Origin of the sequence: Promicromonospora sukumoe (assembly GCF_014137995.1) — a bacterium.
Taxonomy (GTDB): Bacteria; Actinomycetota; Actinomycetes; order Actinomycetales; family Cellulomonadaceae; genus Promicromonospora; species Promicromonospora sukumoe.
This window is the reverse complement of record NZ_JACGWV010000002.1, coordinates 1,566,429-1,577,972: the sequence shown is the minus strand read 5'-3', so window position 1 is coordinate 1,577,972 and position 11,544 is coordinate 1,566,429. Positions and strand designations below refer to the sequence as shown.

At 73.3% G+C, this 11,544-nt stretch carries 9 protein-coding genes; 1 reads left to right on the top strand and 8 read right to left on the bottom strand.

What is annotated here, in order from left to right:
* The 3 genes from FHX71_RS24180 to FHX71_RS24170 all read right to left on the bottom strand — a co-directional run.
* The coding region (locus tag FHX71_RS24180) for a hypothetical protein (RefSeq protein WP_182619913.1) at nt 1-760 on the bottom strand (760 nt) is incomplete at its 3' end.
* 157 nt (nt 761-917) lie between these two features.
* Nucleotides 918-1,136, bottom strand: a complete 219-nt coding sequence (locus tag FHX71_RS24175; RefSeq protein WP_182619912.1) for a hypothetical protein — start codon at nt 1,134-1,136, stop codon at nt 918-920.
* 9 nt (nt 1,137-1,145) lie between these two features.
* Nucleotides 1,146-4,868 carry a phosphodiester glycosidase family protein gene (locus FHX71_RS24170; RefSeq protein WP_246403383.1) on the bottom strand — a complete coding sequence of 1,241 codons (3,723 nt, stop codon included), beginning with the start codon at nt 4,866-4,868 and terminating at the stop codon, nt 1,146-1,148.
* Between the two features lie 155 nt (nt 4,869-5,023).
* On the opposite strand from FHX71_RS24170, the gene FHX71_RS24165 reads away from it, so the two are divergent.
* Complete coding sequence (locus FHX71_RS24165; RefSeq protein WP_182619911.1) at nt 5,024-5,845, top strand: 2-phosphosulfolactate phosphatase; 822 nt, start codon at nt 5,024-5,026, stop codon at nt 5,843-5,845.
* Between the two features lie 21 nt (nt 5,846-5,866).
* Here FHX71_RS24165 and FHX71_RS24160 read toward each other — a convergent pair whose 3' ends face one another.
* The 5 genes from FHX71_RS24160 to gcvP form a co-directional block, all read right to left on the bottom strand.
* Nucleotides 5,867-6,289, bottom strand: coding sequence for a (deoxy)nucleoside triphosphate pyrophosphohydrolase (locus FHX71_RS24160; protein WP_182619910.1), 423 nt, complete (start codon nt 6,287-6,289; stop codon nt 5,867-5,869).
* A 109-nt stretch (nt 6,290-6,398) separates the two neighbouring features.
* Nucleotides 6,399-6,623: a helix-turn-helix domain-containing protein gene (locus tag FHX71_RS24155; protein ID WP_026365353.1), complete on the bottom strand. Its 225-nt coding sequence runs from the start codon at nt 6,621-6,623 to the stop codon at nt 6,399-6,401.
* A gap of 217 nt (nt 6,624-6,840) precedes the next feature.
* Nucleotides 6,841-7,212, bottom strand: coding sequence for a glycine cleavage system protein GcvH (gene gcvH, locus FHX71_RS24150; RefSeq protein WP_182619909.1), 372 nt, complete (start codon nt 7,210-7,212; stop codon nt 6,841-6,843).
* A 20-nt stretch (nt 7,213-7,232) separates the two neighbouring features.
* On the bottom strand, nt 7,233-8,402 hold the full coding sequence (gene gcvT / locus FHX71_RS24145) for a glycine cleavage system aminomethyltransferase GcvT (protein WP_182619908.1): 1,170 nt from the start codon (nt 8,400-8,402) through the stop codon (nt 7,233-7,235).
* A gap of 81 nt (nt 8,403-8,483) precedes the next feature.
* Nucleotides 8,484-11,441, bottom strand: a complete 2,958-nt coding sequence (gene gcvP, locus FHX71_RS24140) for an aminomethyl-transferring glycine dehydrogenase (RefSeq protein ID WP_220490252.1) — start codon at nt 11,439-11,441, stop codon at nt 8,484-8,486.
* Nucleotides 11,442-11,544: the final 103 nt, after the last annotated feature.

Below are 11,544 nucleotides of genomic sequence, written 5' to 3'. Positions count from 1 at the left end.
GCGCGGGGACGACCGTCGTGAACTTCCCGTACCGGTCGATCGTCAGCGGCCGGACACTGACGGGCTCCGCCTCGTTCCGGAAGAGACCGCCGGGGTAGTAGGAGAGCTGCACGGTGCCGCTCCGCAGCGTGGACCAGTAGACGTCGCCGTCGGCGCTGACGCTGAGGGCCCGGACCCGGCCGGTGATCCGTGAGGACCGGCCGTCGGTGGCCCGGGGGGTGGTGATCGACGCGTCCAGCACCGTCTCGCGTCGCACGGACACCGTCTCCGCGTTGTTCACGTCGACCCTGTGCCACATCGACCGGCCGTCGGGACGCTTCACCCGCGCGGTGAACTCGATGCCGACCCGGTAGGAACCGGGCGTCAGGGTGCCGGGCAGCTTGATCGTGCCGCTCCGCTTCCCGTCCCTGTCGACGGTCACCGGAAACTGGCGCACCTGCTTGGCGCCGACCCGCTGGAGCGTCACCACGCCGTCGAAGTCGCTCACGCTCAGCTTGCCGCCGGACCAGTCCAGGTCGATCTCGTACCGGACCTTGGCGGCCGAGAGCTTGTCGGTCGTGACGTCGCCCTCGATCACGGACCCCCACGCGTCCATGCGGGTCTTGACGACGGTTCCGCCGCGCGAGTCGAGGTCGACGACGGGCACGGCCTGTGCGGACGGGGCGACGACGAGGCCGCCGGCGAGGAGCGTCGTGGCGGTGGCGAGCGCCACCAGGCCCCGACGGAGGAGGGCGGTACGGGACGTGCGGTGCTGAGACATGGCTGTTCCTGTCTGCTCGACGGCGCCTGTCCCGGCGAGCTGGTCGCTCGCCGTCAGGCTTCTGCTGTCCAACACGGACAGGGCGTCAGGAACGATGTGGGTGAAGAAATGCGGCAGCGCCCGTCCGGTCGGGACCGGACGGGCGCTGCGCGTGCTTCTATCGTTCGGTGGCGCCGATCATCGGCAGGCCGAACGACAGGCAGACGGCGAGGATGCCGCCCACGAACAGGTAGGGCGACGACGCCGCCTCACCGAGCGAGCCGACGGCCATCAGCGCGAACCCGCCCAGGAACAGGGCGAAGCACACGATGAAGCGAACCACCAGCGCCGCCGTGGGCTCCTGCTTCTGCCTGCGGGCCACCTCGAAGTTGCTCATGAGGTAAATCTACCGGCTCACGGCGACCATGAGCTCGCCGCGCGCGCCGTTGACCGTGACGGTCACCGTGGCCCGGCCCGGCCGCAGGGCCGTGAGCTCGTGCGTGGCGGGGTCGAGCGCGAGCACCGCGCCGTGCGAGCAGTCCCGCAGGGCGTCCCGGCCCCGCTCGTCCGTGACGCACACCCCCGTGCCGCCCCAGTCCGACGAGACGGGCCACGCCACCGGCACCTCGCGGTCCCCGTCCTGCACGACGACGGCGGACGCAGGCGCGGACGCGCCCACCGCGAGCGCCGTCGGGCCGGAGACCGTGACGCGCTCGGCCCGGGCGTTGACCTCCCAGGTGAGCCACGGGTCACGGGACCCGCCGCCCGGGAAGCTGCCCCGGACGTTTCCCGGGGCCTTGCCAGATGCCGGGCGCACCCCGACCATCGACCAGCCCGTGAAGCCGCCGTCGGCCGGGGTGCTCGCCGGGCTCTTCCCGGAGTTGCCGTTGACCAGGTACGGGACGCCGTCCTGCGTGCTCGCGTGGAACACGCCCACGTGGGAGCCCACCGACGCGACCGACTTGCCGGAGGTCTCCTCGAAGTCCTCGAACCAGCCGCGCAGCGTGTCGGCCTCCAGCCGGTCGGTGAGCTGGCTGGCCTTGGTCGGCAGCGGGTCGTCGAGCGGGTGGTGCGCGAACACCAGCACGCCGGTGACGGCGCGGTCGGTCGCGGCGTCGTCGAGGGCCTCGCGCAGCATCTGGACCTGCGCGAAGTCGGCGCCCAGCCGGCCGGCCGACGAGTCGAGCATGACGAGCCGGGTGGTGCCCGTCCGGTGGCCGGAACCCCGCGGGCCCGGCGTCGGGATGTCCAGCACCCGGGTCCGCTCGCCGAACTCCTCCTCGAAGTTCTCGATCGAGCCGCCCATCACCTCGTGGTTGCCCGGCAGGTAGTACCAGGGGAAGTCGGCGTCGGCGAGCTCCTCCGTGAGGACGCGCCGGGCGAGATCGAAGTCCTCGGGGGCGGCCTCGTCCACCAGGTCGCCGTTGATGACCAGCAGGTCGGGATCGTCGTCCACGATCTCGCGCAGCGCGGACCGGGCACCGGCCACGGCACCCGACTCCGGGTCGCGCGCCACGAACTGGGCGTCGGACAGGACGGCGACGCGCAAGGGCGCGTCGTCGGTGGCGCCGTCGGCGCCCACGACCGGGTCCTCGACCCGGGGCGCCTCGGGGGCGTCCACCGCGGGCGGCACCTGCGCCGCGACCGCCGACAGCGTCAGCGCGCCGGTGTACTGCTCGCCCGCCGCCGTCTCCAGCGCCCGCACGCGCTGCAGCCTGAGGGGGAACGCGACGCCGTCGGGCACCGGGAAGGTGACCTGGCGCCATCCGGTCCAGGTGACCTCGGGGCCGTCGAGCTGCGTGACGACGCCGTCGCCCTGCCGCACCTGGAGGCGCAGCCAGGCGCCGTGACCGTCGCCGTCCACCCACATCGTCACCGCGCGCGGCGCGCCGGGCAGCTCGCGCCCGCCCGCGGCGGCCTCGGGCAGCACCGCGTACTGGCCGCGTGTCGCCGTGGACCGCGTGAAGTCGTAGGTCATGCGCAGCCCGGCCGCGCCGTCGTGCCCGGTAGCCGGGGCGAGCGTGCCGCCCGGGGCGCGGTCGTTGGCCGAGGTCCAGGAGGCGGCGTCGGCGAAGTCGGCCACGACGTCCTCCTCCAGGCTGACCGTCACGGCCACCTCGGTGGTCAGGTCCGTCCCGCGAGGGCCGGGCGCGGACAGCTCGAACGTGGTGCCGCCCACCGCCGCGAGCGCCCGGACCTCGAAGGACCCGTCGGCCCGGGGGACCAGCTCGGCGACCGGTTCGCGGGTCGCACGCACCCCGGCGATCCGGGGCTCGCCCGGCTCGACGGCCGTCACCGTGACGTCCTGCGCCTCGATCGGCGCGGCGAAGCCCTGGGCGTCGTAGCCGGTCAGGACCAGCGGCGCGGTCGCGTCGGCGTCCTCCAGCCCGACGACCGGCGTGTCCACGCCGGTCCGGACCAGGTCGCCCAGGACCTCCACCTCGGTGGTGCCGGTGGCGAGGCCCCAGCGGCTCAGGGATGCCGCGGTCACCATGGTGGTGCCCGTCTTGCGGCCGGTGACCACGCCGTCGCGCACCGAGGCGACCCGCCCGTCGCGAGCGCGCCACGAGGAGGGTTCGCTCGCGACGGGGCCCATGGCGTCGTCGTACCCCTTGCCGGTCAGGGTGCGGTGCAGCCCGGGGAACACGCGGTCGGCGTCGGCGGCGGGGACGGTGGTGCGCACGTCGTAGGCCGCGACGCGGCCCGAGCCGGCCGGGACGTACAGGCCGAGGCCGTTCGCGTCGGACCGCTCGAACCCGTCGGACGGGCTGTTCAGGATGGTGGTGGCGCTGTCGCCCGGCAACCGGGCGACCATCTCGGAGGAGCCGCCGCCGTCGAGGTTGATCGCGTCGTCGGCACCGAGCTGGGCCATGAGCTCGCCCAGCTCGTAGAGATTCATGCCGATGCTGTGGGTCTGGCGGCCGTCGACCACCACGAAGTACGCGCGGGTGCCGGACCCGTCGAAGCCGACGGCGGTCCGCGGGTGCCGCAGCTCCACGTGGTCGCCGGTCGCGGACGTGACCTCGCCGTCCTCCAGCAGCGGGTCCTCCGGCCCGCCGCCGATGGCGACGGCCACGTCGTCCGCGTCGGCGCGCAGGCCGTAGGCCAGGTCGACCCGGTCGCCGGGCCGCAGGGCGGCCAGCGCGTCGGCCGCGGCGCCGGGCCGCGCCACGAGGGCGCGCGTCCCGTCCGGGAGCTGCCCGGCGGCAGGCTGCCCGACGGCGGTCACGGTGCCGTCCGCGGAGACCGTCACCTCGACCCCCTGCTCGCCGGCCGCCAGGGGACGCGCGCGGGTGAAGCCGCCCCAGGCGGCGTCGAACACGGCGACGCCGCCCGCGGGCAGGGCGGTGACGTTCAGGCCGCTGACCGGGACCTCGATGCGGCCGGCCGCGTCGTCCGAAGCGTCCGCCTCGTCGCCCGAGGCGCCGGCCCAGCTCACCGAGCCCTCCAGGAAGATCTGCGCGAGCCGTCCGACGCCGCGCTGCCCTGAGCCTGTCGAAGGGGCCGACCCGAACGCGGCCGAGCGCTCCCGGCCCGGGGAGGCGGACTTGAGCAGCGTGCCGTCGTCGACGCTCGCGCCGAGCGCGGCGCCCGAGTTGTTGATGTCGAAGTAGTCGCCGTTGATCGCGGCGATCGCGCCGCGCCCGGAGGCCATCTCGGAGACCGTGGCCGTGCCGGCGACGTGCTCGGCGCCCACGTAGCCGACCCGCACGGTGCCCTTCGGGACCTGCCCGCCGGCCCCGGGCGCGCCCAGGTCCGCCACGAGCACCTCGCCGCTGAGCCAGCCGTCCGCGCCCAGCCGCGCGAACCGGGTGAGCTCCAGGCCCGGCGCGATCAGCCGCTCCTCGCGGCGGGTGACGACGGCGTCGCCGTCGTCGTCCAGCCTGAGCGGGGTGACTTCTGCCGACGTCTCGACGGGCGTCCCGGAGCGCAGCGGCGCGCTCGGGAACGGCGTCGGGGCGGCCAGTGCGGCGGCGCTGCGCGGGACGTCCTCGGGTGCCGGAAGCGGTGCCGCGACGGCGCCGCTCGCGGGTGCGACGAGGAACGCGGCGACAAGTCCGCAGGTCAGCGCTTTGGCAGATATTCCTCGTGGCTTTTCCGGCCGCGCGCCGGAGAGTGCTCGTCGCATGCTCGTTCCTTCTGAGGAGTCGGGGAGAGCGTTCTGCGGCAGGCTTGCGCGGCGAGGTTATGGCCCCACGACCTCTGTGTGAATATCACCCGAATCGCTACGTTGTTCACTGAACGCGAAACATGGGCGAGTTCGTGTGACACTACGATGCGTTCGTGGCAAACACGTCCCCGGCCTTCGACCAGCGTCCCGCCCGTGTGCGCACGGACTGGGGTATCTCCGGCGCTCTCGCCCTCACCAGCACCGACGCGCGCTCGTCGCTGGTGATCGTCGTGGACGTGCTCTCCTTCTCGACCACGGTCACCGTGGCCTGCGAGCAGGGGGCCGGCGTGTACCCGTTCCCGTACCACGATCCCGCGGGGGCGGCCCGGCTCGCCCGCACCATGCGCGCGGCCCTCGCCGGTCCGCGCTGGGAGGACGGCATCAGCATCTCGCCGGCCTCGCTCCAGGACCTCGACGCCGAGCGCCTCGTCATCCCGTCGCCCAGCGCCGCGCAGATCTGCCACACCATCGCGAACCGCGGCGCCCTGATCGTCGCGGGCAGCCTGCGCAACGCCAAGGCGGTGGCCGGCCTCGCGGCGGCCCACCTGGACGCGTCCGAGCGGCACGACGTCGTGCTCGTGCCCGTGGGCGAGCGGTGGCCCGACGACACGCTGCGCCCCGCTCTCGAGGACTACCTGGCCGTCGGCTCGATCGCGGCGCGGCTCACCGCGATGCTGCCCACCGTGAGCATCTCCCCGGAGACCGAGGCCACGGTCACCCTGTGGAAGGGCACCAAGGACATCGTCGACTCCGTCGGCGGCACCGCGAGCGGGCGTGAGCTGCTCGACTCCGGCTTCGCGGACGACGTCATGATCGCCACGGACGTGGACGCCACCGACGTGGTGCCGGTGCTGATGGACGGCGCGTTCGTGCCGCTCGGGCACCGTGTCGCCGCTGCTCGCGGCCGCCGCAACGTGGGCGCGGGCGCGCGCTAGCCCCGGGCTCGACGCACAGCGTCAGCCCCGGGCGAGGTGACGGGCGGCGCCCGTCACGACCTGCACGTCGCCGTCCAGCCAGGGGACGTCGTCCAGCTCGCCGGCCGTCAGCCAGCGCAGCTCGTCGTGGTCCTCCAGCGGTTCGGGCGTGCCCTCGGGCAGCGCGAACCACACGCGCATGCGGTGCCGGGCCGTGATCGGCCACGCGCCGTCGTCCGGCCCGGTCAGCTCGTCGCCGACGACGACACGGACGCCCAGCTCCTCGTGGAGCTCGCGCCGCAGCGCGTCGAGGGGCTCCTCACCGGGCTCCACCTTGCCGCCCGGGAACTCCCAGCGACCGGCGAGCTCCTCCGGCGCCGAGCGGCGCGCGGCGAGCAGCCGGGTGGGATGGTCCAGGTCGTCGACGAGCACGGCGGCGACCACGTGGATCAGGGTCTGCTGCATGCCGAGCAGTCTCCCACCCGGCGCCCCGGCGGTCGTGGCACGACGGCCGGACACAGCACGACGACGGCGCCACTGGGGAAGGCGCCGTCGTCGGGTTTACTGCTGCGTGTCAGGCGACGATCTCGAACTCGTTCGCCTTGGCGATCGCCTCCGCGCGCGAGGACACGCCGAGCTTGCGGTACACACTGCGTACCTGCGTCTTCACCGTGTTACGGGTGACATAGAGACGTCGAGCGATCTGCTCGAGGGTGGCGTCCTCGGTGAGGTTCGCCAGGATCACCCGCTCACGGCGGGTGAGGCTGGGCAGACGGTGGTCAAGGGTCATCGCGGTCATGATCGGTTTCCTCCACACAGCGGCCGGCTCTGGGGTTCCGGCCTACGGATGCTGCTATGAGAAGAACGGCGCTGACGCAGGTTCATGACGCGGTTCTGCAAGAACTTCTTGACCGTTATCAGTCCGATATAAAAACCGCCCCCCGAGCGCATGAAACTGCACGTCGAGGGGCGGTTTCGCCCGGGCCCCGCCTGCGGGGGCACCAGCGAGGGGCCCGTCAGGCCCCGGTGTGCTCCGCGTACTGGGCCGCGGTGAGGAGCTCACCGGTGCCGGAGACCTCGACCTTGAAGAGCCAGCCCTTGCCGTACGGGTCCTGGTTCACGATCTCCGGGTTGTCCACCGCCTCGGTGTTCACCTCGGCGACGGTGCCGCTCACCGGGGAGTAGAGCTCGGACACCGACTTGGTGGACTCGATCTCGCCCACGACGGAGCCCGCCTCGATCGTGGCGCCCACCTCGGGCAGCTCCAGGTAGACGACGTCGCCCAGCGCCTCGGCCGCGACGTCCGTCACGCCGATGACGGCGGGGGTCGACTGGTCCAGCCACTCGTGCTCGGTGGTGTACTTCAGGTTCTCGGGGAAGTCAGCCATGACAGCTCCTTGCGTGTAGGTCAGTTCTGAGGACGACGGTAGAACGGCACGGGCACCACCACGAACGGTTCGGCCCGCCCGCGCACGTCGACGGCGAGCTCGGTGCCCTCGGCCGACACCTCGGGCGTCACGTACGCCAGCGCGATCGGGTAGCCGAGCGTGGGCGACGGCGCACCGGACGTCACGCGCCCGACGACGGCGCCCACCTCGGTACCGACACCCCGCTGCACGACCTCGTGGTCGGCGCGGGCGGGGCGGCGGCCCTCGCCGCGCAGCCCGACGAGCACGCGCGCGGGCGGCGACTGCTTGCGCGCGGCCAGGGCGTCCCGGCCCACGAAGGGGATCGGCGTGCCGTCGTCGGACACCTTGTCGAGGCGCACCACGCGGCCCAGCCCCGCCTCGAAGGGCGTGGTCGTGGTGTCGAGCTCGTGGCCGTAGAGCGGCATGCCGGCCTCCAGGCGCAGCGAGTCGCGGGCCGACAGACCGGCCGGGACCAGCCCGAAGGGCTCGCCCGCGGCGAGCAGCGCGCGCCAGAGCGCGACGGCCTTCTCGGCGGAGACCCAGAGCTCGAACCCGTCCTCGCCCGTGTACCCCGTCCGGCCGACGAGCAGGGGCTCGCCCTCGAACCGCATCCCCATGCACGCGTAGTACTTGAGGTCGGCGAACGCGGTGCCGCCCGAGATCTCGGCGTCCTCCACGAGACCGGCCGTGGCGAGCATGATCTCGGCGGCCCGCGGGCCCTGCACCGCGATCAGCGCCTGGCCGGGCTGGACGTCCTTCAGCACGACGTCGAAACCGGCGGTGCGCTCCCCCAGCTTCGCCAGGACGAGCTCGGCGTTGGCGGCGTTCGCGACGACGGAGTACTCGCCGGGGGCGTCGTGGTAGACGATCAGGTCGTCCAGGACGCTGCCGTCCTCGGCGCAGATCATCGAGTAGCGCGCACCCATCTCGCGGACCTTCGAGATGTACCCGACCAGCGCGTGGTCGAGGAACGCGGCGGCGTCGGGGCCGGTCACGTTGATGTTGCCCATGTGCGACAGGTCGAACAGGCCGGCGGCCTCGCGCACGGCGCGGTGCTCGGCCAGGTCGGACGTGTAGCGCAGCGGCATCAGCCAGCCGCCGAACGGCGTCATCGACGCGCCCAGCGCCACGTGCTCGTCGTGCAGCGGGGTCTTGCGGTCCTCACCCATGGATCGATCCTCTCGTCGGCGACGTGTCAGACGTACAGGTCACCGGGGTGACCTGTACGTCTGACAAATGCAGGTTGGTCCTCACTCGGCGAAGGCCTCGACCGGCGGGCAGGAGCACACCAGGTTGCGGTCGCCCTTGGCGCCGTCGATGCGGCGCACCGGCGGCCAGTACTTCGCGGCCCGCAGGCTCGCCACGGGGAACGCGGCCAGCTCGCGGGAGTACGGCTTGGTCCACTCGTCCGTCGTGACCGACACCGCCGTGTGCGGCGCGTTGTGCAGCGGGTTGTCGTCGCGCGGCCACGTGCCGGCGCCGACGGCGTCGATCTCGCCGCGGATGGCGATCATCGCGTCGATGAACCGGTCGAGCTCGGCCAGGTCCTCCGACTCCGTGGGCTCCACCATGAGGGTGCCCGGCACGGGGAACGCGAGGGTCGGGGCGTGGAAGCCGTAGTCCATGAGGCGCTTGGAGACGTCCTCCGCGGTCACGCCGGTCTCGGCGGTGATCCTGCGCAGGTCGAGGATGCACTCGTGGGCCACGAGCCCGTTCGGGCCCGTGTAGAGCACGGGGAAGTGCGGGTCGAGCCGGCTCGCCACGTAGTTGGCGGTCAGCACGGCGGCCTTGGTCGCCTCGGTCAGCCCGTCCGGTCCCATGAGCGCCACGTAGGCGTACGAGATCGGCAGGATGCCGGCGGAGCCGTAGCGCGTCGAGGCCACGGGGATGCCCGCCGCCCCGGCCTCGCCCTGCCCGAGACCCGGCGTCGGGTCGCCCGGGAGGAACGGCACGAGGTGCTCGGCCACCGCGACCGGGCCCACGCCCGGGCCGCCGCCGCCGTGCGGGATGCAGAACGTCTTGTGCAGGTTCAGGTGCGAGACGTCGCCGCCGAACTCGCCCGGCCGGGCCAGGCCCACCAGGGCGTTCAGGTTGGCGCCGTCGATGTAGACCTGGCCGCCGGCCTCGTGCACCAGGTCGCAGACCTCGCGCACGTGCTCCTCGTACACGCCGTGCGTGGACGGGTAGGTGATCATGATCCCCGCGACCTGGGGGCCGTGCTGGTCGAGCTTGGCGCGCAGGTCGTCGAGCAGGATCTCGCCGTCGTCGGCCGTGGACACCACCACGACGCGCAGGCCCGCGAGCGCCGCCGACGCCGCGTTCGTGCCGTGCGCGGACGCCGGGATGAGCACGATGTCGCGGTGCTCCTCGCCGCGGGAGGCGTGGTAGCCCTTGATCGCGAGCAGGCCGGCGAACTCGCCCTGGCTGCCGGCGTTGGGCTGCACGGAGACGGCGGCGTAGCCGGTGATCTCGGCGAGCTGGCTCTCCAGCGCGGTGACGAGCTCGGTGTAGCCCTGCGTCTGGTCGACGGGGGCGTACGGGTGGATGTCCGCGAAGCCGGGCCAGGAGATGGCCTCCATCTCGGCGGTCGCGTTGAGCTTCATGGTGCAGGAGCCCAGCGGGATCATGGTGCGGTCCAGGGCCAGGTCCTTGTCCGAGAGCTTGCGCAGGTAGCGCAGCATGCTGGTCTCGGAGCGGTGGCTGTGGAAGATCGGGTGCTGGAGGTACTGGGTCGTGCGGGTCACGTCCGCGGACAGGACGGACGCGGCGGCCGGGACCGTCACCTCGGGCGACGTGCCCGCGACGACCGCGAGCACGGCCGCGACGTCCTGGGCGGTCGTGGTCTCGTCGGCGCTGACCTGCACGTGGTCGGCGTCCGGCACGAACAGGTTGTACCCGGCGTCGGCCGCGGTGCGCGCGATCTCCCGGGCCCTGCCCGGGACGACGGCGCGGACCGTGTCGAAGAAGACGTCGTGCTCGACCTCGCCGCCGGCGGCGCGCAGGCCCTCGGCGAGAGACACGGCGTGCCCGTGCACGCGGGTCGCGATCGCCTTGAGCCCCTCGGGGCCGTGGTAGACCGCGTACATGCTGGCGACGATGGCCAGCAGCGCCTGCGCGGTGCAGATGTTGCTCGTGGCCTTCTCGCGGCGGATGTGCTGCTCGCGGGTGGCGAGCGCCAGGCGGTAGCCCGCGGCGCCGTCGGCGTCGATCGAGACGCCGACCAGTCGGCCGGGGAGCTGCCGCTCCAGGCCCTTCTTCACCGCCATGTAGGCGGCGTGCGGGCCGCCGTAGAACAGCGGGACGCCGAAGCGCTGCGCGGAGCCCACCGAGATGTCGGCGCCGAGCTCGCCCGGGCTGGCCAGGAGCGTCAGCGCGAGCAGGTCGGTGGCTACGGTGACGAGCGCGCCGGCCTCCTTGGCCTCGGCGACGACGGCGCGGGCGTCGAGCACCCGGCCGGACGCCCCGGCCTGCTGCAGCACGACGCCGACGAGCTGGCCGGCCGGCAGCTCGGCGGGCAGGCCCGCCCGCAGGCCGCCCGAGAGGTCCGCGACCACGACGGGGAGGCCGATCGCCTCGGCGCGGCCGCGCGCGACGGCGAGCGACTGGCCGAACAGGTCGGCGTCCAGGACGACGTAGCCCTCCTTGGCCCGCGAGGCGCGCCACATCAGGGCGACGGCCTCGGCCACGGCGCTGGCCTCGTCAAGCAGGGAGGCGTTCGCGATCTCGAGGCCCGTGAGGTCCTCGACCGCGGTCTGGAAGTTGAGCAGCGCCTCCAGGCGGCCCTGGCTGATCTCCGGCTGGTACGGCGTGTAGGCCGTGTACCAGGCGGGCGACTCGAGCACGTTGCGCCGGATGACGGCGGGCGTGTGCGTGCCGTAGAAGCCCTGCCCGATCATCTGGGTCTTGACCTGGTTCTTGCCCGCGAGCTCACGGAGGTGCGCGAGCACCTCGGCCTCGGTGCGGGCGGCCGGCAGGTCCAGCGGCGCCTGGCTGCGGATCGCCTTGGGGACGGCCCGGTCGACGAGGGTATCCATCGTGTCGATGCCGAGCTGGTCCAGCATGGCGCGGACCTCGCGGCCGCGGGGGCCGAGGTGCCGGTCGGCGAAGACGTCGGGGTCGAAGACGTCGGAATGGTGGGGCGTGCTCACGGCGGGCTCCTGGCTGTCCGAGGGCGTGGGGACGACTGCGGTCCCTCCCCGCTCTGTCATCGGACCCTGCCCGCGTGCGGGCATGCGTCGACCTGAGAGTTTTGCCGGTCCGTCATCCCTCCCGGACAGCGGGGAGAAGGGCGGGACGCGCCGGCTTGCACCG

Excerpts from the sequence above, each read along its gene's own strand:
- FHX71_RS24175 (WP_182619912.1), bottom strand. The coding sequence starts at position 1,136 with ATGAGCAACTTCGAGGTGGCCCGCAGGCAGAAGCAGGAGCCCACGGCG.
- FHX71_RS24170 (WP_246403383.1), bottom strand. The coding sequence starts at position 4,868 with ATGCGACGAGCACTCTCCGGCGCGCGGCCGGAAAAGCCACGAGGAATA.
- FHX71_RS24160 (WP_182619910.1), bottom strand. The coding sequence starts at position 6,289 with ATGCAGCAGACCCTGATCCACGTGGTCGCCGCCGTGCTCGTCGACGAC.
- FHX71_RS24155 (WP_026365353.1), bottom strand. The coding sequence starts at position 6,623 with ATGACCGCGATGACCCTTGACCACCGTCTGCCCAGCCTCACCCGCCGT.
- gcvH (WP_182619909.1), bottom strand. The coding sequence starts at position 7,212 with ATGGCTGACTTCCCCGAGAACCTGAAGTACACCACCGAGCACGAGTGG.
- gcvT (WP_182619908.1), bottom strand. The coding sequence starts at position 8,402 with ATGGGTGAGGACCGCAAGACCCCGCTGCACGACGAGCACGTGGCGCTG.
- gcvP (WP_220490252.1), bottom strand. The coding sequence starts at position 11,441 with ATGACAGAGCGGGGAGGGACCGCAGTCGTCCCCACGCCCTCGGACAGC.